Genomic DNA, 21,984 nt, shown 5'->3' on the forward strand with positions numbered 1-21,984 from the left:
AGTAACAAAAGATGTATTACTAGTTCAGAATTAATTAATACCAAATTCTCAAAAAATACTTAGGTAAGACTTGACTATAAATTGTGATCAAGACCGTGAAAAAATTCCAGGTGTGTACTCTACCTTTTTTACTTGGTTCCACATTTGCACTAACCCAAGTAAGCCGTGCTAACAGTAATACTCCACCTCTACCCATACAAGTGAAACAAGTTACACGATGGTTTGTTGGTGAATTTGATAATACCCAACAAGTAGCTGACGAACCGGATGTTTCCCTAATTAAGATGTCTAACTGTACGGTTAAACTAGCAAAACAAGATGAGACAGGACAAAGTCTCAATGTATACCTACAACAAGAAACAAATGGAGTTCCCTTTCGTGTCCGCTTTTACTCATTTAGTAAAAGTGAAACAGGAGTAAAAGTGAGTATTCGTCGCTTTATTAACGAAGAAACTGTTTTAGGAATGTGTACTCGCCCCAAATCCGCAAGGGTAGTCAATATTGCCAACGTTGCAACTCAAACTTGCGAAGTTGAGGTAAATTGGCAACCAGGGCTCTATAGTGGCAGTAATGAACCTGAAGGCTGTCCTACTAGGACTTCCGGCGGAAAAGTTGTATCAGAAGTGACAATTAGGGCACGGGGTACAGATTCCTTAGACCAGATTTTTGATGGTCAGGGAAATAAAACATTTGGTACTGAAATCAAGTTTAGGCGTATTCCATTTATGAGCCAAGAAGACTGATGTAGGGATTTACACTAAAAAAAGCATTATTAAGTAAATTATCATAATTAAGGAGCGCCTATATCAGACGCTCCTGATTTAATTTTAGCTCCAAAATCAAGGAGATATTTAACTAGCGATCGCCATAGTTTTTGCTAAGGACTGCCAACGGAAAGCGCGATCGCCTCCTCTTTCGACGACAACTTTGATTTGTGGCAGTGACTTAGGTAAATTAACTAAATAGTCAATCTCTTGGTCATCAAGCACATATCCTTCAATAATCCACAACACTAACCCCTTGGATTTTGGTGGTAATTGCTCTAGATAAGCACTAATCATTGGAGTTACATAATATACATAACCAACGGCTGCACCATTACTAGTACTTTTTTTGCCCAGATGAGGTGGCCTGACCCCATGCACATCTGTAAGATAGGCAGCTACATCTCCCAATCCTTTTGCAGTAATATTGAGGGTTTTATAGCCGACTGCACGCAGTCGGCGACGATACCGACCTTCAAAACCTCCTTCTAGGGGAGTATAAACACCCAGAGCGCCAAATTTATCTAGATCGCGAATGAAACTGTTACCAGTGGTAATTAGTGCCATAGATTTTTTCCTATCCCACTTAGATATTTCTATTATTTACCTGCAATTGATAATTTGGCCTAAATTCTGTGAGATTTGCTCAAATCATCAAAATTAAAAATATTGTTGACCAATTAACCATAACAGGATTCATCTATGGGATTTCTTTTCTTCCTCCTCTTTCTAGTATTCGACCCTGGAATAAATTAAAATTTTTCGGACTATCACTAGACAAATACGAGCACAAGATCTAAAATGTAAGGCTGTGACCAAAAATTAAATTAGTTGCAATCCTGAACTATATTTATTTAGCTGTATAAGGCTATAAAGTCAGCATCCCAACTAGAGTTTGGGAAAGCTGGCAATAATATACAAAAGACTGGTAAACTAAAACTTCCTCCAGGCAGTTTAGTCCTGAGGTTGAAAAAAGGTCAATTACTCTTGCAACCTAAACACTTAGGCATAGCCTAAAATAAAAGTTTAGGATAGTTGAGTTAAAACTAAGCAGTAATGTTGGTTCATAGCGTTACCTAAGACTTAGTGACAAGGATACTGAGTGGCAAGCCACTTAAGTCCTAACTCTAACCAGAAAATGCCAGAGCAATGTAAGGCAAGCGTTGCTGTTGGAAGAAAGATGTAATCTAGATTTGCATCATAAGCAACAGTGCTTTCTTCCCTGAGGGAAGATAACTTTGGCTGTTCTGGTACTGTAATCAGTGTCAGTCAGTGGACTTACTAAAATAGTAAGTTTGCTTGGTGTGAAGCCAGAGAAGTTGGAGCCGCCAATCCTAGCCGTTCCCGACTTCTGAGGTGTCAAATTTTTGTCACCCTAATGGCATTAACCCCAAACTTAACTAGAGTCCGATTTCTTCAATAACAAGTAAAAAGGAGAGCCAGTAACTGTGTCTGTAGGGATTCTCGGCACGAAACTAGGCATGACTCAAGTCTTTGACGAAGCAGGAGTAGCTATTCCTGTGACCGTTATCCAGGCTGGACCATGCACAGTTACACAAGTTAAAACACAACAGACCGACGGTTACTCCGCCATTCAATTAGGTTATGGCGAAGTTAAGCCCAAAGCATTAAATAAACCTTTGCTCGGTCATCTTGCGAAATCATCAGCTCCGGTATTGCGTCATTTACGTGAATATCGGCTGGATGAAGTTGGGGAATATACATTAGGTCAAGAAATCAAAGCGGACATTTTTAGTGCCGGTCAACTAGTAGATGTCGTCGGTAAAACTATTGGTAGGGGCTTTGCGGGCAACCAAAAGCGCCACAACTTTGGTAGAGGCCCAATGTCCCATGGTTCTAAAAATCACAGAGCTCCTGGTTCCATTGGTGCTGGTACTACACCTGGTCGCGTTTATCCCGGTAAGAAAATGGCAGGACGTTTAGGTGGTAAACGGGTGACCATTCGGAAATTGACTGTAGTACAAGTTGATCCAGACAGGAATCTCTTGTTGATAAAAGGAGCTATTCCTGGTAAAGCGGGAGCCTTACTGAATATATTGCCTGCCAACATAGTGGGAAGTAAAAAATAGTAGTCAGGGGTCGCAGAGCAAGCTTAGACAAACTGACAAATGACATCTGACAACTGACGAAGGACACTAAAGATGTTTGAGTGTGAAGTAAAAAACTGGGAAGGGGACTCCGTAGGTCAAAAGACCTTTGAATTGCGGGTAGCCAAAGAAGAGACAGCGTCTCATATTGTACATAGGGCATTAGTCAGACAAATGACCAATTCCCGCCAAGGAACAGCCAGTACCAAAACTCGCTCAGAAGTGAGGGGCGGTGGTCGTAAGCCTTGGAGACAAAAAGGTACAGGTCGCGCCCGTGCTGGTTCGATTCGTTCCCCATTATGGCGTGGCGGTGGGGTAATTTTTGGACCCAAGCCCAGGGATTACAACCTGAAAATGAACCGGAAGGAAAGACGGTTGGCACTGCGAACCGCTTTTGCCAGTCGCCTTGATGATTTGATTGTAGTAGAAGAATTTAGCCAACAGTTTTCCCGTCCCAAAACCAAAGACTTGGTGGGTGCGATCGCCAGTTGGGGTGCAGCAGCAGACAGTAAAACCCTATTAATTTTATCGGAACGCAGTGAAAACGTTTATCTGTCAGCTCGTAATGCCAAAAACGTCAAATTACTGATTGCGGATCAATTAAACGTTTACGATTTACTGCACGCTGACAAAGTTGTGGTCACAGTATCAGCTTTAGAAAAAATTCAGGAGGTCTACAGTGACTAACTTTGACCCCCGCCAACTTCCCGACTTAATCCGTCGCCCGATTGTTACCGAAAAGGCGACCATGTTGATGGAGCTAAATAAATACACCTTTGAAGTAGCTCCAAAAGCAACCAAGCCGGAAATTAAAGCGGCTATAGAAGATTTATTTGATGTCAAAATCGTCCAAGTAAATACCATGCAACCTCCCCGCAAGAAGCGGCGTGTAGGTAGATTTATTGGCTACAAGCCCCAATACAAGCGAGCTATTGTCACCGTCGCCCCTGGGGATGAAGAGAAGATTAGACAAGTCCTATTCCCAGAAGTGTAATTAGTTGACAGTTCGGAATTGGGATTTAGGAGTTAAGAGTTAGGAGTTAAGAGTTTTAATTGCTTCCCTCTTTCACTCCTTTCCCTCTCTCACTCCTTCTCCTCTGGTTTCTAAGTGAAAATTTAAAACTCTCAATTAAAAACTTTCATTATGGGCACTCGTTCTTATCGTCCTTACACCCCCAGTACTCGCCAAGTCACAATCTCTGACTTTGCGGACATCACCAAAACAGAGCCAGAGAAATCTCTGACTAGATCCGTACACCGCTCTAAAGGTCGTAATAACCGAGGGCGCATTACCAGTCGTCGCCGGGGTGGCGGACACAAGCGGTTATACCGCATTATTGATTTTAAAAGAGATAAGCACAACATTCCCGCCAAGGTAGCAGCAATTGAATACGATCCCAACCGGAACGCTCGTATTGCTTTGCTATATTACCAGGACGGAGAAAAACGTTACATTATCCATCCCAATGGATTGAAAGTCGGCACCACAATTATTGCTGGACCCGACTCTCCCATTGAAATTGGTAATGCCTTACCCCTATCCAAAATTCCCCTAGGTACTGGTGTCCACAACGTTGAACTTATACCTGGAAAAGGGGCTCAAATAGTCAGAGCTGCTGGTGCTACAGCCCAAGTAGTGGCAAAAGAAGGGGCTTATGTCACCCTCAAATTACCTTCCGGGGAAGTGCGGATGATTCGCCGTGAGTCCTATGCCACCATTGGACAGGTTGGTAACATTGAAGCTCGTAACCTCAGTGCTGGTAAAGCAGGGCGGAATCGCTGGAAAGGTCGCCGTCCCAAGGTTAGAGGTAGCGTGATGAACCCAGTTGATCACCCCCACGGTGGTGGTGAAGGTCGGGCACCCATTGGTAGATCTGGTCCAGTAACACCTTGGGGTAAACCGACATTGGGTAAGAAGACACGTAAACCCAAGAAAGCTAGTAGTAAATTGATTGTACGTCGTCGCCGTAAGTCTTCTAAGCGCGGACGTGGTGGTCGTAATTCTTAACTAGTGATAATGAGTTATGGGTGGTGAGTTATGGATGAAATACAGCATAACTCTCAATTCCTAACTCCTAAGTATTAATTTCTAACTCCAAAATTCACAGTAGAAGTTATGGGTCGTTCTCTAAAAAAAGGTCCTTTTGTTGCCGATCATTTACTCAGCAAAATTGAAAAGCTGAACGAAAACAATGAAAAGCAAGTCATTAAAACTTGGTCTCGGGCATCAACAATTTTGCCAGACATGGTAGGTCATACGATCGCAGTTCATAACGGTCGCCAGCATGTTCCAGTGTTTATATCCGACCATATGGTGGGTCATAAGTTAGGGGAATTTGCTCCTACACGTACTTATCGGGGACATGCCAGAGATAAAAGAGCAGGTAGGTAGTCATTAAGTTCTAAAACCAAGAACTAATGGCAAACATGGAGAAAATTATGGCAACTGATAGCAAACAAGTTAAAGCGATCGTCCGCTATGTGCGTATGTCCCCATTAAAAGTGCGGCGCGTACTCGACCAAATTCGTGGTCGTTCCTACCGGGAAGCACTGATTATTTTAGAATTTATGCCCTATCGAGCTTGTGGCCCAGTGCTGAAACTTTTAAGAAGTGCCGCAGCCAATGCAGAGCATAATGAAGGACTAGATCGGGCTCAGTTAATGATTACTCAAGCCTACGCTGATCAAGGTCCAGTATTAAAACGGTTTCAACCAAGAGCACAAGGTAGAGCTTATCAGATTCGCAAACCAACGTGTCACATCACCATATCTGTAGCTGAAGCTGCTACAGAATAAATTCCCTTTGAACAAAAAATTGCGAGGAAGCATTCATGGGACAGAAAATTAATCCAATTGGTTTTCGTCTGGGGATTACCAAAGAGCACCAATCTCGTTGGTTTGCAGAGCCTAACCGCTACCCAGAACTTCTCCAGGAAGACCATAAATTACGAGGATATATAGATAAAGAGCTCGGTAGATACGCTCAAAACAATGCCGGAATTTCGGAAGTAAAAATTGAGCGTAAAGCTGACCAGATAGACATAGAAGTACGGACTGCAAGACCTGGTGTAGTCGTAGGTAGAGGTGGTCAAGGGATAGAAAAATTACGTAATGGACTGCAAACAGCTCTAGGCGGTCATCGGCAAATTCGCATTAACGTAGTTGAAGTCCAAAGGGTCGATGCAGATGCCTATTTGATTGGGGAATATATTGCCCAACAGTTAGAACGTCGTGTTTCCTTCCGTCGAGTAGTACGCCAAGCTATACAGCGTTCTCAAAGAGCGGGAGTCGAAGGAATCAAAATTCAAGTTAGTGGACGCTTAAACGGTGCAGAAATTGCCCGGACAGAATGCACCCTAGAAGGAAAAGTTCCTTTACATACCCTCAGAGCCAATATTGACTACTCCTACTGCACCGCAAAAACCACTTACGGTATTCTCGGTATCAAAGTTTGGATATTTAAGGGAGAAATTATCCCTGGAGAAGAAGAAACAGCCCCCACACCAACTACAAACCGCGAACCACGTCGCCGCCAACAGCAGCAACGTCGTCGTCAGCAGTTTGAAGACCGTTCAAATGAAGGATAGTCAATCCAAACTTCAAAATATCAAATCTAAAATCCCATATCCAAAATTTGGTTGACAAACCATGTTAAGTCCTAGAAGAACTAAATTCCGTAAACAACAACGGGGACGAATGAGAGGTCTTTCCAAAGGTGGTAATCTCATCAACTTTGGTGAGTTTGCTCTCCAAGCACAAGAACCTTCCTGGATTACCTCCCGTCAAATTGAAGCCTCTCGACGAGCCATGACTCGTTATATTCGCCGGGGTGGTAAAATCTGGATTCGCGTTTTCCCCGACAAACCAGTTACCATGCGTCCGGCAGAAACCCGGATGGGTTCTGGTAAAGGTTCCCCAGAATTTTGGGTAGCTGTCGTCAAACCAGGGCGAATTATGTTTGAAATCGCTGGCGTTGCCGAAGAAGTTGCCAGAGAAGCAATGCGCCTAGCCTCCCATAAATTACCAATTAAAACTAAGTTCATTACGCGTTCTGAGCAACAGCCTCAGGAGCAGGAGTAGGTCATGCCTCTTCCCAAAATTTCAGAAGCTAGAGAATTAAATGACGAACAACTGACCCAGGAAATCATTTCTGTCAAGAAACAGTTGTTCCAACTGCGTCTGCAAAAAGCAACCAGACAACTAGAAAAGCCTCACCAATTTAAACATTATCGCCACCGCTTGGCTCAATTATTAACAGTAGAAGCGGAACGTAAAAAAGCAGCAGCAAGTCCATCTGCTAACCAAGAAGAGTAGGAGATTATGGCAATCAAAGAAAGAGTCGGCTTGGTAGTGAGCGACAAAATGCAAAAAACTGTAATAGTTGCTGTGGAAAACCGCGCTCCCCATGTCAGGTACGGCAAAATTGTAGTCAAAACTCGCCGCTACAAAGCCCATGACGAAGAAAATACCTGTAAAATTGGCGATCGTGTCCGCATTCAGGAAACTAGACCCCTGAGCAAAACCAAGCGCTGGCAAGTCACAGAAGTCCTCACAAAGTAACCAATATATAAAATTAGTAGTTGTTAAATTTTTAACAGCACCATAAGGGAGAATAGTTGTGATTCAACCCCAGTCTTACCTCAATGTCGCAGATAATAGCGGTGCCCGCAAATTGATGTGCATCCGTGTACTCGGAGCGGGCAACCGTCGTTATGGTCATGTGGGCGATCGAGTGATCGCCGTAGTTAAAGATGCCCAGCCCAATATGGCTGTGAAAAAATCTGATGTGGTGGAGGCAGTAATTGTCCGTACACGTCACAGTATTCGTCGTGACAGTGGCATGACAATCCGCTTTGACGATAATGCCGCAGTTATCATCAACAAAGATGGTAACCCCAGAGGAACGCGGGTTTTTGGTCCAGTGGCACGGGAATTACGTGACAAAAGCTTTACCAAAATCGTTTCTTTGGCTCCGGAGGTGCTGTAATGGCAAATAAGAAGCAACAACCCAAATTTTACAAAATGCATGTCAAAACTGGAGATACCGTCCAGGTAATTTCTGGTAAGGACAAGGGTAAAGTGGGTGAAGTAATACAAGCTCTGCCACAAATGAGTCAAGTTCTTGTTAAAGGTGTAAATATTAAAACCAAACACATGAAACCTCAGGCAGAAGGTGAATCTGGCAGCATCCTCACCCAAGAAGCTCCAATTCATAGCTCCAAAGTTATGCTCTATTCCACCAAGCAGAACGTTACCAGTCGCGTATGTTACACCTTTACCCAGGAGGGCAAAAAGGTGCGTATGCTGAAAAAAACTGGGGAGATTCTCGATAAATAGTGAGGAGCAGAGTCAGTCAGGGAGTGATGGAGTTGATACCGTCAAATAACAACTATCAACTAATAACTGCCAACTCATAACTCATAATTTTATTACCCTGACCAAGCCCAGGGATAATCACAGAAAAGCAACTATGACAATTCGACTCAAAAACATATATCACGAGACCATAGTCCCCAAACTGATGAAACAGTTTGAGTACACCAATATTCATCAAGTACCGAAATTGGTGAAAGTAACTGTAAATAGAGGTTTAGGGGAAGCTTCTCAAAATGCAAAAGCACTGGAAGCATCTCTCAGTGAAATTGCTGTAATCACTGGTCAAAAACCTGTAGTTACAAGGGCAAAAAAAGCGATCGCTGGATTTAAAATCCGGGAAGGGATGCCTGTAGGGGTAATGGTTACCCTGAGAAGCGGCAAAATGTACAATTTTCTGGATCGTTTAATCAACTTGTCCTTGCCCAGAATTCGTGACTTTCGCGGCATTAGCCCTAAGAGCTTTGATGGTCGCGGAAATTACACCTTAGGGGTAAGGGAGCAACTGATTTTTCCAGAAGTTGAGTACGATAGCATTGACCAAATTCGCGGGATGGATATATCCATCATTACCACAGCGAAAACCGATGAAGAAGGTCGCGCTTTACTAAAAGAAATGGGAATGCCTTTTCGGGATAAATAAGTTCATCTAAAGAGGGAAAGATGGCGGCAAACGACACAATTGCAGATATGCTAACGCGCATCCGCAATGCCAACTTAGCACGGCATCAAACAACAAAAGTGCCTGCGACAAAAATGACCCGTAATATTGCCACAGTATTGCGGGAAGAAGGTTTTATTAATGATTTTGAAGAAGCTGGTGAAGGAGTAAAACGGAATTTGGTGATTTCCCTCAAATACAAGGGTAAAAATCGCCAACCTTTAATTACAGCCCTGAAGCGGGTAAGTAAGCCAGGATTACGTGTTTATGCCAATAGAAAAGAACTACCAAGGGTATTAGGCGGCATTGGTATTGCCATTATTTCCACATCTAGTGGCATTATGACCGACCGAGAAGCACGTCGCCAAAATGTAGGCGGAGAAGTGCTTTGTTATGTTTGGTAGTCGGCAGTTATTAGTCATTAGGAGCAAAACTAATAGCTAATAGCTCATAACTGAATCACAAAGGAGAGTTATGTCTCGAATCGGAAAACAACCGATTACGGTTCCAGCAAAGGTACAAATCACCATTGACGGTGTCAATATAGCGGTTAAAGGTCCTAAGGGCGAACTTTCTCGTCAATTACCGACAAATGTCACCGTTTCTCAAGAAGGAGAAACATTATTGGTTAACCGTCGCGATGATTCCCGGCAATCTCGACAATTGCACGGCTTATGTCGGACATTAGTTGCCAATATGGTTGAAGGAGTCTCTCAAGGATTTCAACGCCGCTTGGAAATCCAAGGAGTTGGTTATCGGGCACAGGTACAAGGTCGAAATTTAATCCTCAACATTGGTTATAGCCACCAAGTGCAAATTGCTCCTCCAGAAGGAATTCAGTTTGCCGTGGAAAATAATACTAATGTGATTGTCAGTGGCTATGACAAAGAAATAGTTGGCAACACCGCAGCGAAAATTCGTGATGTTCGACCCCCGGAGCCCTATAAAGGCAAGGGTATTCGCTACGCTGATGAAGTTGTCAGACGTAAAGCTGGTAAGACTGGTAAAGGTGGTAAGAAGTAATGAAACTTACTCGTAAACAATCCAAACAACGTCGTCACCGACGTATCCGTGGTAAAGTATTTGGTTCTCCAGAACGTCCCCGTTTAGCAGTATTTCGTTCTCACCAACATATCTATGCTCAAGTAATTGATGACGCAGCTCATCAAACCTTAGTCGCAGCCTCCACCGTTGAACCAGAGTTGAAAGCGAAATTAGCTTCTGGAGGTAACTGTGATGCTTCCAAGGAAGTTGGTAAACTGATTGCAACCCGAAGCAAAGACAAAGGCATTAGTCAAGTCGTCTTCGATCGCGGTGGGAACCTCTATCACGGTAGGATTCAAGCACTGGCTGACGCAGCACGGGAAGCTGGGTTGGATTTTTAAAATTTGTCATTTAGTCATTAATTCACAAAAAATGACAATTAAAACGAGGTATACAATATGACAACTGGTCGTCGTAAAACTAACCGTACGAAAAAAGAAGAAACCAACTGGCAAGAACGGGTAATTCAAATCCGCCGGGTCAGTAAGGTGGTAAAAGGTGGTAAAAAACTCAGTTTCCGAGCGATTGTGGTCGTTGGTAACGAACGCGGTCAAGTGGGAGTTGGAGTTGGTAAAGCCTCAGATGTGATCGGTGCTGTAAAAAAAGGTGTAGCTGATGGCAAAAAGCACCTAGTTGATATCCCCATCACTAAATCTAATTCTATCCCTCACCCAGTAAACGGTGTTGGTGGTGGTGCCAAAGTCATCATGCGTCCTGCTGCTCCTGGTACTGGTGTAATTGCCGGTGGTGCGGTGAGGACAGTATTGGAACTCGCAGGGATACGTAATATCTTGGCCAAACAGCTTGGGTCTAACAACCCCTTGAATAATGCCAGAGCCGCAGTTAATGCCCTATCTACCTTGCGTACATTTGCAGGTGTAGCAGAAGAGCGCGGTGTTCCCCGAGAAAATCTCTACAGTATTTAAGTTAATCACAGTAGACAAACCATATATTAGGCTGCAAAAACCAGTGAACATTTTATAGTTTGTCCTATGCTTACATACTGAAAAAATAGAAAAAATCGCCAAATCTAAAAGATTTATAGCTTATGAGACTTGAAGATGCCAAGCCACAACCAGGCTCAAAGAAACGTCGCCGCCGTGTGGGACGTGGTATCGCTGCTGGTCAAGGTGCTAGTGCCGGTTTAGGCATGAGGGGTCAAAACTCCCGTTCTGGTGGTGGAACTAGACCTGGTTTTGAAGGTGGTCAACAGCCATTGTATCGCCGTGTACCCAAATTAAAGGGTTTTCCGATGGTGAATCGGCAAATTTACACTACGATCAATGTAGAAAAGCTCTCTTCTTTGGGTGCAAATACAGAAGTTAATCTGGCTTCATTACAAGAAGCAGGGATATTAACTGCTGTCAAGGGCCCATTGAAAATTTTGGGAAATGGAGAATTAACTGTACCCCTGAAGGTGCAAGCAGCAGCTTTTACAGGTACAGCTCGGAGCAAAATTGAGGCAGCTGGTGGGAGTTGTGAAGTATTAAAGTAAAGTTATGACTCTTTACTTTAGCGCCCGTTGCACCTTGCCAGCGCCTGACTTCACTATCAAGGTAGACTTACTATGAGTATCAGTCGAGAAAAACCACCATCTGCTCAAGAAACTTTTATGCAGATGGCACAAGCAGCAGGACTTAGGGATCGGCTGCTTGTTACCATCGGAATTTTAATTTTGATTCGTTTTGGCAACCATGTACCTATCCCCGGTATAGACCGTGATAGTTTTGCAGCTGCCTTACAGGGTAACAACCAAGTATTAAACTTTTTGGACATTTTCTCTGGTGGCGGACTTTCTGCTTTAGGGGTATTTGCCCTGGGGATTTTGCCTTACATTAATGCTTCAATTATTATTCAACTGCTGACTGCGGCAATTCCAGCTTTAGAAAATTTACAGAAAAATGAAGGTGAGGCGGGAAGACGGAAAATTTCCCAAATTACCCGCTATGTATCATTGGTGTGGGCAATGATTCAAAGTACTTTTATTGCCTCCATTTGGCTGAAAGGTTTTGCTTTGAATTATGGTCCGGTTTTTGTGGCAGAAACTGCGATCGCTCTAGTTGCTGGTTCCATGTTTGTTATGTGGGCTTCTGAGGTGATTACTGAGAGCGGTGTAGGGAATGGAGCATCATTATTGATTTTTGTCAATATTGTCGCCACCTTACCGAAAGCTTTAGGTGATACTTTGGATTTTGTCCAAGCTGGAGGTAGGGAAACAGTTGGTCGGGTAGTTGTACTGTTACTACTGTTCCTGGTGACCATTGTCGGTATTGTTTTTGTTCAAGAAGGCATTCGCCGCATCCCGATTATTTCTGCTCGCCGACAAGTCGGTCGCAGAGTTTTAGCAGAACAGCGCAGTTATTTACCCTTGCGTCTCAACCAAGGCGGGGTAATGCCAATTATTTTCGCTGCTGCCATTTTAAGCTTACCTTTGTTAATCGAAAGATTCGTTAATAATCCCAATTATTCCAGTTTTGTTAACAATTATCTAAATCCTAGTGGCTCTCAATCTTGGTTTTATGCCCTAGTTTACTTAGTTTCAATTGTTTTCTTTAGCTATTTTTATTCTTCTTTGATTGTCAACCCAGTTGATGTGGCACAGAACCTGAAAAAAATGGGTTCTAGTATTCCTGGTATTCGTCCAGGTAAAGCTACAAGTGAATATATAGAGCGGGTGTTGAATCGACTGACTTTTCTCGGCGCAATCTTTTTGGGATTGATTGCAATTATTCCCACAGCATTAGAAAGTGCATTAAATGTACGAACCTTTCGAGGATTGGGAGCGACTTCCCTACTAATTTTAGTGGGCGTAGCAATTGATACTGCAAAGCAAGTGCAAACCTACGTTATTTCCCAGCGTTATGAAGGGATGGTGAAACAGTAATGAACGGGTTGTAGGGGATAAGGCTTAGGGTATAGGGAACCACAGACTTAAAACAAGGGGCTTGCACCCAGATTGAGGGGCTAATTTTTACCCTACACCCTACCACCCCACATCCACCCCGGAAGTGATTGGTCACCGCTAATTTCTTGATTGTACAGATGATTCTACTTTATCTGTACAATCAATCCAAAATCTCAAATCCAACATCCAAAATTGTTATGATGCGATTTATTTTCTTGGGACCTCCAGGAGCAGGTAAAGGAACTCAAGCTCAAACCTTAGCTGAACACTGGAATATTCCTCATATTTCCACAGGGGACATTTTACGCCAAGCTCTACGGGAAAAAACTCCCCTCGGAGTCCAGGCTCAAGGCTATATGGACAAGGGAGAACTTGTTCCTGATGGCTTGGTTCAGGATATGGTCAAAGAACGGCTGAATCAAAGGGACACCCAATCTGGATGGATTTTAGATGGATTTCCTCGTACCGTCACACAAGCAACTTTTTTGTCCGTACTACTGCAAGAGTTAAATCAATCACAACATCAAGTAGTCAACCTTGATGTCCCAGATGATGTGGTCGTAGCTCGTTTATTAGAGCGAGGAAGAAATGATGATACGGAAGAGGTAATTCGTCGCCGTCTAGAAGTTTATCGTTCCGACACGGCTCCTTTAATTGATTACTATCGACAGCAACAGATTTTAGTTGTGGTTAATGGCAATCAGTCCCAAGAAGAAGTCACAAATGAATTAAAAGCTGTTGTTAATTCTTGAACGATATAAATCACCAGGAAGTTAAAACCGTCCCTTCTAATTCCACTCCAGCCTCCACTCCAAAATACATATCAAATTTGGTTTAAGATATATTAATAAACTGTTGCAAAAAAACAATAAATATGTTCTCTTTCAGACTGAGAGGTGACTGCACAGGAACAAAAGATATTTGAGTTGAGGAAAAAACAAATTGGCTAAGCAAGATTTAATTGAAATGGAGGGCACAGTGACGGAGTCTTTACCGAATGCGATGTTTCGCGTCGATCTAGACAACGGCTTTAATGTGCTGGCTCATATATCAGGTAAAATCCGCCGTAATTACATCAAAATTCTACCTGGCGATCGCGTCAAAGTGGAACTTACCCCTTATGACTTGAGCAAAGGTAGAATCACTTACCGCCTGCGTAAAAAGTAAAAACTATGTAAAAGAATATACCGCAAAATAGTCAGCAACCTTGTTCTTAAACTAATTTAACTGACTATCTTCAGAAAAAATGTTATAATTTAATATTTGGAGTCAAATAAAAAGGCAATGAAAGTCCGAGCCTCTGTAAAGAAAATTTGTGAAAAATGTACAGTGATCAAACGTCGCGGTCGCGTGATGGTGATTTGTTCCAACCCCAAACACAAACAACGTCAAGGATAGCAGGGTACCTGCTAAATTGGTGTAAGTTTAGTCACATAAATTGCTCCAATTACTAAGTTAACAGTTCGTAACTAAGGGATAACGAGAGGGAGAAAATCCAAGATGGCACGTATTTCCGGAATAGACTTACCACGGGATAAGCGAGTTGAAATTGGTCTAACTTATATTTATGGAATTGGACTGACGAGTTCCCAAAAAATTCTCGCAGATACAAATGTCAATCCAGACACCCGTGTTAAAGATCTCAGTGATGGAGATGTGGCAGCTCTGAGAGCCGAAATCGAGAATTATCAAGTTGAAGGTGACTTGAGACGCTGGGAAGCCATGAATATTAAGCGCCTAGTTGATATTGGCACCTACAGAGGTCGTCGTCATCGTATGGGTTTACCAGTGAGAGGGCAAAGAACTCGCACCAACGCCCGGACTCGACGTGGACGCAGGCAGACTGTAGCGGGTAAGAAAAAGGCTCCAGGTAAATAATTTTTGGCTGTGCTGGCATTGCTGGCAAATTGTAATTTTATTTTTAACTACAAACACAAAAATATGGCGCGACAACCGACGAAAAAAGGCACTAGCAAAAAACAGAAACGTAATGTTCCCAATGGGGTTGCCTATATCCAGTCTACTTTTAACAATAGCATTGTCACCATCACCGATCAAAACGGAGATACCATCTCTTGGGCAAGTGCTGGTTCCAGTGGATTCAAAGGAGCAAAGAAAGGTACACCTTTTGCAGCCCAAACTGCGGCTGAGAGTGCAGCTCGTAGGGCTATAGATCAAGGAATGCGACAAATTGAAGTCATGGTCAGTGGTCCAGGTGCAGGTAGAGAAACTGCCATTAGGGCATTACAAGGAGCTGGACTAGAAATTACCCTAATTCGGGATATTACCCCGATTCCCCACAACGGTTGCCGTCCACCCAAGCGCCGTCGTGTTTAGGTATTAAGTCTAATTTAAGTGATGTATTCAGTAGTCATCAGCCAAAATAAATCAGCGAATAGCCAAAATTTTGGCCACTGACCTGGATGATTGAATTAAAACCCCAGGATGGTATGGGGCTAGATTTGAGAGTGACAACTCAATCGGTGAATCAAATATCACTAAAGATAATATTAAACACAGAAAAGGTGAGGGTATAGCACCAGCTTCCCATCAGAGTAAAAGTCATAGCTTTATGTATCTAGATATAGAGACTTGACAAACCCAAAATTAGTAACACTCGCAAGTGGGTTGATGCGCAAACTCTACGGAGATGTTCACAAAATAGAAGTTTGTCCAACACCGTAGCGAAGATTAATTAAATTCGGGAGGCACTTTGTTTGCCTGCGAGGAATATCTGAAAATAAGGGAGGCTACTCCGTGGCGCAGTTTCAAATTGAATGTGTAGATACTAGTAGTGATGAAATTCGGAGCCATTATAGTAAATTTATTCTCGAACCCCTAGACCGTGGTCAGGGAACAACCATCGGTAATGCCTTGAGAAGGGTGCTGTTATCAAACCTAGAAGGAACATCAGTGACAGCAGTTAGGATTGCTGGGGTTACCCATGAATTTGCCACCGTGCCTGGAGTGCGGGAAGATGTGCTAGAAATCCTCATGAAAATGAAGGAAGTGATCCTCAAAAGCTATTCTGCCCAACCCCAAATTGGGCGATTATTAGTTAGGGGTCCAGCAACAGTTACCTCTGCACATTTTGATTTGCCTAGTGAAGTAGAGGTAATAGATCCAACCCAATATATCGCCACCCTAGCAGAGGGAGCGAACTTGGAGATGGAGTTTCGCATCGAGAAAGGCACTGGTTATCGTACCGTTGAAAGGGGTAGGGAGGAAGCCACATCCCTGGATTTTCTCCAGATTGACTCAGTGTTTATGCCAGTGCGTAAAGTCAATTATAGTGTGGAAGAAGCCCGGACAGAAGGGGGTATACCCAAAGACAGACTGCTATTAGAAGTATGGACAAATGGTAGCCTCAGTCCCCAAGAAGCACTATCATCTGCTGCTACTATTTTAGTGGATTTATTTAATCCGTTGAAAGATATTTCTATCGAGCAGGCGGATACAGTCGTAGATGTGGATCAAGATCCAACGGCTCAAATACCCATTGAAGAGTTACAGCTGTCAGTGCGAGCTTATAACTGTTTGAAGCGAGCCCAGGTTAACTCCGTAGCAGACTTGTTAGATTTCACTCAAGAAGACCTCTTAGAAATTAAGAACTTTGGTCAGAAGTCAGCCGAAGAAGTTGTGGAAGCATTGCAGCGACGCTTAGGTATTACTCTGCCCCAAGAAAGGTCTGCTAAAAACAACTAGATGTAAACATTTTATCATTAATTAATGTATTATGCGTCACCGTTGCCGTGTAAAAAAACTTAGTAAACCCGCCGACCAGCGTCGTGCCTTATTGCGATCGCTATCTACGGAATTGATTCGGAATGGTCGGATTACCACCACTATGGCTCGAGCCAAAGTAGTGCGTGGTGAGGTAGACCGCATGGTTACCTTAGCCAAGGATGGCTCCTTAACTGCCCGTCGTCAAGCCCTGGGCTACTTGTTTGATAAACAATTAGTTCATGCCCTATTTGAACAAGCTGGCAGTCGTTACGGCGATCGCCAAGGGGGTTATACCCGGATTTACCGTACTGTACCCCGTCGTGGAGACAATGCGGAAATGGCAATTATCGAATTAGTTTAGGTCATCTGCCATTGGTCATTAGTGATGGCAAATGGCACAGGACAAAGTCTCTATGTTAACAGCCTTGCCCACACACACCCAGAGAATAGCCCTGGTAATACAATACCTGGGCACTCATTTTCATGGTTGGCAAAGGCAGCCACAACATCGTACCGTCCAACAAGAGATAGAAACTGCCATCACCACAGTAGTAGGTTATCCAGTCACCATCCACTGTGCCGGTAGGACTGATGCTGGAGTCCACGCTGCTGCCCAGGTGGCGCATTTTGATGCCACAGTTACCATCCCGGCTCACAAATGGGCACCCATCCTCAATGGTTATTTACCAGAGGATATTTTTATTCGCGCATCTGCCAAAGTAGATAGTAATTGGCACGCTCGCTTTAGTGCGAAGTATCGGCGCTACCGTTATACCTTGTATACCGCAGCCAAACCCAATTTGTTTTTAAGACCATTTAGTTGGCATTATTATGTACCTGTGGATGAGTCCCTGATCCAAAAAGCGATCAAACCCTTAATTGGGCATCACCATCTAGCAGCTTTCCATCGTGCCAACTCCAGTCGCCAACATTCCTGGGTGGAAGTACAAGCAGTAAAATGCGATCGCCAAGAGGCATTGATTAATATTGAAATTCAGGCAGATGGCTTTTTATATGGCATGGTGCGGCTATTAGTGGGAATGTTAGTCCAGGTAGGTACTGGCAAAATTTCCGTCGAGAGATTTACCCAAATTTGGCAAAATCAACTGCGGGAAAAAGTCAAATATGCTGCCCCAGCCCAAGGTTTATGTTTATTAAGAGTAGGCTATTCAGACTTTCCCTTTTCCCCCCAAGTCTGGTACGATACCCAACCCCAGTATTTCTTTGACAAGTTAAACACAGAAAGTGGGGTAGGTGAAATTACTGCCTAAAATTGTTTTTAAACAAATATCCATACATCAAAACTCCCATGAACAAAACATACCTACCATCAGGTAGTACCCTAGAACGAAATTGGTACGTCATAGATGCCGCAGACCAACGTCTCGGTCGTCTAGCTAGTGAAATTGCTACGGTGTTGCGGGGTAAGAATAAACCCTACTTCACTCCTAATATGGATACCGGTGATTTTGTCATTGTGATCAACGCCGAAAAAGTTGCTGTCACTGGGAAAAAAAGCAGTCAAAAACTTTACCGTCGCCACTCCGGTCGTCCTGGTGGAATGAAGACAGAAACCTTTGAGCATTTACAAGGACGTATTCCCGAACGGATTATCGAAAAAGCTGTCAAAGGCATGTTACCTAAAAACAGCTTAGGGAAACAACTATTTACCAAACTCAAAGTATACGCGGGTTCCACCCATCCACATGCAGCTCAAAAACCTGAAGAGCTGAAAATTAACACAATTCCAGGAGCAGAAAATTAATGCAAGCAACAGATACAGATAGTGGTCGCGCCGTTTACTGGGGTACGGGTCGTCGTAAATCCTCAGTCGCCAGAGTCCGTTTAGTACCTGGTAGTGGCAAACTAGTAGTTAATGGTAAAGACGGGGAAAATTATTTCCAATATAATGCTGGTTACTTGGGAGTAATCAAAGCACCCTTGGAAACCTTGGGTTTAGAAAATGAGTACGACATCTTGGTGAAGGCCGAAGGTGGTGGCTTAACCGGACAATCTGATTCCATTCGCTTGGGTGTGGCTCGTGCTCTGTGTCAGCTAGACCCAGACAATCGTCCTCCGTTAAAAACAGAAGGCTACCTAACCCGCGACCCTCGAGCCAAAGAACGTAAGAAATACGGTTTACACAAAGCTCGGAAAGCGCCCCAGTACTCCAAACGTTAATCGATTTTGCGAAAAGTTGCGGTGCGGGGGTTCCCCCCGTTGAGCAAACTTTTCAAGACGGATTTTGTCAAATTTCAAATCTCCAACTGACAATTCCATAAAAGCAAAAAGTTATAATTGTTATAGAGAAACCACGAAAGGAACAATGGCTAAACCTGATATTCATCCCGAGTGGTATCCAGAGGCTAAAGTCTACTGTAACGGGCAAGTGGTGCTGACTGTCGGCTCCACTAAGCCAGAATTGCACGTAGATGTTTGGTCTGGAAACCACCCCTTTTACACTGGAACCCAGAAGATTATTGACACTGAAGGTCGCGTAGACCGCTTCCTCCGTAAGTATGGTATGAAAAAAGATCAATCTGCTGGCGAAGGCAAGAAAAAGTAGCGGTTTGGCTCTGCTTTCACGACGACCCTGCGTGTGCTGGGTCGATTGTCATTTTTGGGTGAGCCAAGTTGTTATTTTTTAAGGAGTAAAAGCACTCGTCATGGCTGAAACATATTTACTGGAGAAACTTAAATCTGTCGAACAAACTTTTCAGGAATTAACCCGTCGTCTTGCTGATCCTGATACTGCCAAAAATCCAGATGAGTATCAAAAAATTGCCAAGTCTCGTTCCGGGTTAGAAGAGGTGGTAGATACCTACGAAACTTGGAAGACGGCTACATCAGAATTAGTTGGCGCTCAAGAGGTTTTAAAAGAATCTCAAGGGGATGCGGAACTGCAAGAAATGGCGGCTTTGGAAGTTCAAGAATTAGAAGCAAAAATTGCTGAACTAGAAGTACGTTTGAAAATTCTGCTGTTGCCCCGCGACCCTAATGATGATAAAAACATCATGTTGGAAATTCGTGCCGGTACTGGTGGTGATGAAGCCAGTATATGGGCTGGTGATTTACTGCGGATGTACTCTAAATATTCTGATACTCAAGGTTGGCGAGTCAAGTTAGTCAGCGAGTCCTTGGCGGAAATGGGTGGCTTTAAAGAAGCGATTCTAGAAATTCAAGGGGATAGTGTTTACAGTCAGTTGAAGTTTGAAGCGGGAGTACATCGGGTACAAAGGGTACCAGTCACAGAAGCAGGGGGAAGGGTACATACTTCCACAGCCACAGTGGCGATCATGCCAGAAGTTGATGATGTGGAAATTCAAATTGACCCCAAGGATATTGAAATGTCTACGGCTCGTTCTGGTGGTGCTGGTGGACAAAACGTCAACAAGGTGGAAACAGCCGCCGACTTATTCCACAAACCTACTGGTATCCGTATTTTCTGTACAGAGGAGCGTAGCCAGTTACAGAACAAAGAACGGGCATTACAAATTTTACGTGCTAAGTTGTATGAAATGAAGATACGGGAGCAAAAAGAAGCCGTAACTTCCATGCGGCGATCGCAAGTAGGAACGGGAGCGCGTTCGGAAAAAATACGTACCTATAATTATAAAGATAACCGCGTTACCGACCACCGTTTGAATCAGAACTTTTCTCTCACCCCAGCATTGGAAGGGAATATAGAGGATTTGATTCAGTCTTGTATTTCTCAAGACCAACAGGAAAGATTAGCGGAGCTGGCTGCTTCTACCAGTAATTAATAATACTGAAAATTAATTTTGTGGCTGTAAGTGAAAACCGTTTGTCTTTTTGTATTATGGGATATAGACAATCGGTTTTTTAACAGATAAAAATACCATTTTGAAAAAATAATGGGACAGATGGGTAGGGGCATAAAAAGTCAAATCTTCATCTTGATTGGCTTTTAACTCAATCTGCTTAACCCGAACTCAGGTTAAAAACTCCAAACCTCTGTACCATTTTCTACAATGAAGTCAAAATCAAACCAAAAAGCTTCCAAGATATCTTGTTTTCCAACCTTTAATCCAAGCTCATGAGCAATGGGATGACTATCAAAATTATTGAGTAGCAACTCGTATTTACCTTTTAAGATGCCACCTTCTCGAAACTTAGGGAAAGTTATGTTGGCTTCAGTAATAGCCTGATAACAAGCTCGATCTGGATGGGAAATATCTCTAAACTGTTTAAGGAATACAAGGGGGGTTGCTGTAAAATCAAGTAAATTCAAAAAATTTGTTGCAGGCTCTAGTATTTTTCCAATCCAGCTTTCTTGTTGTTGTGCAAGTAATCTACCAATTTGACTAGCTGCTTCGGTTACATTATTCCAACGTTTGAGATGTGGAACATTAACTATTGAGTCCATTTGACGAACTTCTAGTAAACGTTGCTTTGATGATTCCGTAATTGGAGAAAAAGACTCAAATACAGTTGTGTCTATTGTAAAAAGGTTGGCTTTAGAGTGGAGGTCTGGAATTATAAATTCTCCTAATCCTTTATGAAAGCCATATGCTTCACGACCAGTTACCATTGCAAAAGGCTTATCAACGAAAATGTAGGGCATAAACCATGCCAAACCATTTAAGACAGGAACTGAAGCCACTTTTTTTACTGAAGCAGTTAAAATCCAGAAGGCAACATCTGCTTCTTTAAGCCAACCTCTTTGAGAATATTGCTCATGAGTTGAAGATACTTGTTCAACATTAGCAAAGACTAAAAAAACATATGGCAAAATTGGTTGATAGTTCATCTTGCCTTCTGTTGGAATATTGAAGTATTTATCACACAATAACTGTAGCTTTTCATAATTTGCTTGTAGCATAAAACTATGAAGTCTCGCATCTTTATGCAGATAAGGACCTGGGAAAGTATATTCTCCGCCTCGCTCAATATATTTTGGATAGTTCTTAATCTTTGATTGTTGCTTAAATAGCATTTGTATGATTTCTTCTATCATCTTTTTAAGATAAAATTAAATATCAAACTCACCAACTATTTTCTTTGGAAAACCAGAAATACCTCTAGCTACCTGCATTCCTGACATTACTGCTGCTTCTAAACAACCTATATTAAGACCGTTAAGAGTCCAGTCACCCGCTAAATATAAATTATCAAATCCAGATTCATCAGCTTTGAGACGGTATTTAGTGCTACCTTTGATTGATAATACGTATCGGTCGCTTGGCTCAATGTTAGCTCGCCAGTATTGAAAATCAAAATTTTCTACATCACTAGTTTCTTCAGGAGCTACTAATTTTTTCCAGTCTATTTCTCCTGAATTTTGAGAACCAACTACTTTAGGCCACATAGTTGAAATAGCTTGTTTAGACCATTTGAGAGCATCACACTTTACTTGAAGGAACTGTTGAGTTGGAAAGTATT

The 21,984-nt window shown here is 42.8% G+C and carries 35 protein-coding genes; 32 read left to right on the forward strand and 3 right to left on the reverse strand.

All coding sequences use genetic code 11. The features are described from left to right. Window positions 1–95 precede the first annotated feature (95 nt). Entirely contained in the window at window positions 96–743 is a 648-nt protein-coding gene (locus tag CALSC_RS18200) for a chromophore lyase CpcT/CpeT (RefSeq protein WP_159460646.1), read from the forward strand. Between the two features lie 108 nt (window positions 744–851). On the opposite strand, the gene ndhN is transcribed toward CALSC_RS18200, so the two are convergent. After that, complete coding sequence (gene ndhN, locus CALSC_RS18205) at window positions 852–1,331, reverse strand: NAD(P)H-quinone oxidoreductase subunit N (protein WP_088242711.1); 480 nt, start codon at window positions 1,329–1,331, stop codon at window positions 852–854. Window positions 1,332–2,212: 881 nt separating this feature from the next. Here ndhN and rplC point away from each other — a divergent pair. The 31 genes from rplC (at window position 2,213) to prfA (ending at window position 20,345) form a co-directional block, all read left to right on the forward strand. After that, complete coding sequence (gene rplC, locus CALSC_RS18210) at window positions 2,213–2,854, forward strand: 50S ribosomal protein L3 (protein WP_088242712.1); 642 nt, start codon at window positions 2,213–2,215, stop codon at window positions 2,852–2,854. Window positions 2,855–2,926: 72 nt separating this feature from the next. After that, window positions 2,927–3,559, forward strand: coding sequence for a 50S ribosomal protein L4 (gene rplD / locus CALSC_RS18215; protein WP_088242713.1), 633 nt, complete (start codon window positions 2,927–2,929; stop codon window positions 3,557–3,559). Next, window positions 3,552–3,866, forward strand: a complete 315-nt coding sequence (locus tag CALSC_RS18220; RefSeq protein WP_088242714.1) for a 50S ribosomal protein L23 — start codon at window positions 3,552–3,554, stop codon at window positions 3,864–3,866. The genes rplD and CALSC_RS18220 overlap by 8 nt, the downstream gene beginning before the upstream one ends. A 150-nt stretch (window positions 3,867–4,016) precedes the next feature. Next, entirely contained in the window at window positions 4,017–4,880 is an 864-nt protein-coding gene (rplB, locus tag CALSC_RS18225) for a 50S ribosomal protein L2 (protein WP_088242715.1), read from the forward strand. A 108-nt stretch (window positions 4,881–4,988) separates the two neighbouring features. Then, window positions 4,989–5,264, forward strand: a complete 276-nt coding sequence (rpsS, locus tag CALSC_RS18230; RefSeq protein ID WP_088242716.1) for a 30S ribosomal protein S19 — start codon at window positions 4,989–4,991, stop codon at window positions 5,262–5,264. A 47-nt stretch (window positions 5,265–5,311) separates the two neighbouring features. Further along, window positions 5,312–5,668 (forward strand): 50S ribosomal protein L22, encoded by a 357-nt coding sequence (rplV, locus tag CALSC_RS18235; protein WP_088242717.1) that lies wholly within the window; start codon window positions 5,312–5,314, stop codon window positions 5,666–5,668. A 35-nt stretch (window positions 5,669–5,703) separates the two neighbouring features. Next, a complete protein-coding gene (gene rpsC, locus CALSC_RS18240; protein WP_088242718.1) occupies window positions 5,704–6,459 on the forward strand; it encodes a 30S ribosomal protein S3 in 756 nt (251 codons plus the stop codon). Between the two features lie 61 nt (window positions 6,460–6,520). Then, window positions 6,521–6,952, forward strand: a complete 432-nt coding sequence (gene rplP / locus CALSC_RS18245) for a 50S ribosomal protein L16 (RefSeq protein WP_088242719.1) — start codon at window positions 6,521–6,523, stop codon at window positions 6,950–6,952. 3 nt (window positions 6,953–6,955) lie between these two features. After that, the gene (gene rpmC / locus CALSC_RS18250; RefSeq protein ID WP_088242720.1) at window positions 6,956–7,186 is read left to right on the forward strand and encodes a 50S ribosomal protein L29; all 231 of its coding nucleotides are present in this window, start codon (window positions 6,956–6,958) and stop codon (window positions 7,184–7,186) included. Between the two features lie 6 nt (window positions 7,187–7,192). Further along, window positions 7,193–7,432, forward strand: coding sequence for a 30S ribosomal protein S17 (gene rpsQ / locus CALSC_RS18255; protein ID WP_088242721.1), 240 nt, complete (start codon window positions 7,193–7,195; stop codon window positions 7,430–7,432). Between the two features lie 58 nt (window positions 7,433–7,490). Continuing rightward, the gene (rplN, locus tag CALSC_RS18260; protein WP_088242722.1) at window positions 7,491–7,859 is read left to right on the forward strand and encodes a 50S ribosomal protein L14; all 369 of its coding nucleotides are present in this window, start codon (window positions 7,491–7,493) and stop codon (window positions 7,857–7,859) included. Then, window positions 7,859–8,209, forward strand: coding sequence for a 50S ribosomal protein L24 (gene rplX / locus CALSC_RS18265; protein ID WP_088242723.1), 351 nt, complete (start codon window positions 7,859–7,861; stop codon window positions 8,207–8,209). The genes rplN and rplX overlap by 1 nt, the downstream gene beginning before the upstream one ends. Window positions 8,210–8,342: 133 nt before the next feature. Beyond that, on the forward strand, window positions 8,343–8,888 hold the full coding sequence (rplE, locus tag CALSC_RS18270; protein ID WP_088242724.1) for a 50S ribosomal protein L5: 546 nt from the start codon (window positions 8,343–8,345) through the stop codon (window positions 8,886–8,888). Between the two features lie 20 nt (window positions 8,889–8,908). Continuing rightward, a complete protein-coding gene (rpsH, locus tag CALSC_RS18275) occupies window positions 8,909–9,310 on the forward strand; it encodes a 30S ribosomal protein S8 (RefSeq protein ID WP_088242725.1) in 402 nt (133 codons plus the stop codon). A gap of 70 nt (window positions 9,311–9,380) precedes the next feature. After that, window positions 9,381–9,929: a 50S ribosomal protein L6 gene (gene rplF, locus CALSC_RS18280; protein WP_088242726.1), complete on the forward strand. Its 549-nt coding sequence runs from the start codon at window positions 9,381–9,383 to the stop codon at window positions 9,927–9,929. Continuing rightward, window positions 9,929–10,291 carry a 50S ribosomal protein L18 gene (gene rplR, locus CALSC_RS18285; protein WP_088242727.1) on the forward strand — a complete coding sequence of 121 codons (363 nt, stop codon included), beginning with the start codon at window positions 9,929–9,931 and terminating at the stop codon, window positions 10,289–10,291. Before rplF ends, rplR begins: the two co-directional genes overlap by 1 nt. 57 nt (window positions 10,292–10,348) lie before the next feature. Further along, window positions 10,349–10,876 carry a 30S ribosomal protein S5 gene (gene rpsE / locus CALSC_RS18290; protein WP_088242728.1) on the forward strand — a complete coding sequence of 176 codons (528 nt, stop codon included), beginning with the start codon at window positions 10,349–10,351 and terminating at the stop codon, window positions 10,874–10,876. Window positions 10,877–10,998: 122 nt separating this feature from the next. After that, window positions 10,999–11,445 carry a 50S ribosomal protein L15 gene (gene rplO, locus CALSC_RS18295; protein WP_088242729.1) on the forward strand — a complete coding sequence of 149 codons (447 nt, stop codon included), beginning with the start codon at window positions 10,999–11,001 and terminating at the stop codon, window positions 11,443–11,445. Between the two features lie 72 nt (window positions 11,446–11,517). After that, window positions 11,518–12,834 (forward strand): preprotein translocase subunit SecY, encoded by a 1,317-nt coding sequence (gene secY, locus CALSC_RS18300; RefSeq protein WP_088242730.1) that lies wholly within the window; start codon window positions 11,518–11,520, stop codon window positions 12,832–12,834. Between the two features lie 218 nt (window positions 12,835–13,052). After that, complete coding sequence (locus CALSC_RS18305; protein ID WP_088242742.1) at window positions 13,053–13,607, forward strand: adenylate kinase; 555 nt, start codon at window positions 13,053–13,055, stop codon at window positions 13,605–13,607. A 190-nt stretch (window positions 13,608–13,797) separates the two neighbouring features. Continuing rightward, a complete protein-coding gene (gene infA / locus CALSC_RS18310; protein ID WP_006100613.1) occupies window positions 13,798–14,022 on the forward strand; it encodes a translation initiation factor IF-1 in 225 nt (74 codons plus the stop codon). Window positions 14,023–14,139: 117 nt separating this feature from the next. After that, window positions 14,140–14,253 (forward strand): 50S ribosomal protein L36, encoded by a 114-nt coding sequence (gene rpmJ / locus CALSC_RS18315; protein ID WP_088242731.1) that lies wholly within the window; start codon window positions 14,140–14,142, stop codon window positions 14,251–14,253. 102 nt (window positions 14,254–14,355) lie between these two features. After that, a complete protein-coding gene (gene rpsM, locus CALSC_RS18320) occupies window positions 14,356–14,733 on the forward strand; it encodes a 30S ribosomal protein S13 (protein WP_088242732.1) in 378 nt (125 codons plus the stop codon). 63 nt (window positions 14,734–14,796) lie between these two features. Further along, window positions 14,797–15,192, forward strand: a complete 396-nt coding sequence (gene rpsK / locus CALSC_RS18325; protein ID WP_088242733.1) for a 30S ribosomal protein S11 — start codon at window positions 14,797–14,799, stop codon at window positions 15,190–15,192. Window positions 15,193–15,612: 420 nt separating this feature from the next. Further along, window positions 15,613–16,560: a DNA-directed RNA polymerase subunit alpha gene (locus CALSC_RS18330; protein ID WP_088242734.1), complete on the forward strand. Its 948-nt coding sequence runs from the start codon at window positions 15,613–15,615 to the stop codon at window positions 16,558–16,560. A 31-nt stretch (window positions 16,561–16,591) separates the two neighbouring features. Further along, window positions 16,592–16,942, forward strand: a complete 351-nt coding sequence (rplQ, locus tag CALSC_RS18335; RefSeq protein ID WP_088242735.1) for a 50S ribosomal protein L17 — start codon at window positions 16,592–16,594, stop codon at window positions 16,940–16,942. 52 nt (window positions 16,943–16,994) lie between these two features. After that, window positions 16,995–17,852 carry a tRNA pseudouridine(38-40) synthase TruA gene (gene truA, locus CALSC_RS18340; RefSeq protein ID WP_088242736.1) on the forward strand — a complete coding sequence of 286 codons (858 nt, stop codon included), beginning with the start codon at window positions 16,995–16,997 and terminating at the stop codon, window positions 17,850–17,852. A 38-nt stretch (window positions 17,853–17,890) separates the two neighbouring features. Beyond that, a complete protein-coding gene (gene rplM / locus CALSC_RS18345) occupies window positions 17,891–18,346 on the forward strand; it encodes a 50S ribosomal protein L13 (RefSeq protein ID WP_088242737.1) in 456 nt (151 codons plus the stop codon). Beyond that, entirely contained in the window at window positions 18,346–18,762 is a 417-nt protein-coding gene (gene rpsI, locus CALSC_RS18350; RefSeq protein WP_088242738.1) for a 30S ribosomal protein S9, read from the forward strand. The genes rplM and rpsI overlap by 1 nt, the downstream gene beginning before the upstream one ends. Before the next feature lie 145 nt (window positions 18,763–18,907). Further along, window positions 18,908–19,147, forward strand: coding sequence for a 50S ribosomal protein L31 (rpmE, locus tag CALSC_RS18355; RefSeq protein WP_088242739.1), 240 nt, complete (start codon window positions 18,908–18,910; stop codon window positions 19,145–19,147). Window positions 19,148–19,247: 100 nt separating this feature from the next. After that, complete coding sequence (prfA, locus tag CALSC_RS18360; RefSeq protein ID WP_088242740.1) at window positions 19,248–20,345, forward strand: peptide chain release factor 1; 1,098 nt, start codon at window positions 19,248–19,250, stop codon at window positions 20,343–20,345. Window positions 20,346–20,539: 194 nt separating this feature from the next. On the opposite strand, the gene CALSC_RS18365 is transcribed toward prfA, so the two are convergent. Both CALSC_RS18365 and CALSC_RS27570 read right to left on the reverse strand, forming a co-directional pair. Beyond that, on the reverse strand, window positions 20,540–21,559 hold the full coding sequence (locus CALSC_RS18365; protein ID WP_088242741.1) for an acetoacetate decarboxylase family protein: 1,020 nt from the start codon (window positions 21,557–21,559) through the stop codon (window positions 20,540–20,542). Window positions 21,560–21,574: 15 nt separating this feature from the next. Then, window positions 21,575–21,984: FAD-dependent oxidoreductase (locus CALSC_RS27570; protein WP_235006843.1), on the reverse strand; the 410-nt coding region annotated here is incomplete at its 5' end.

Origin of the sequence: Calothrix rhizosoleniae SC01 (assembly GCF_900185595.1) — a bacterium.
GTDB classification, from domain to species: Bacteria; Cyanobacteriota; Cyanobacteriia; order Cyanobacteriales; family Nostocaceae; genus Calothrix_A; species Calothrix_A rhizosoleniae.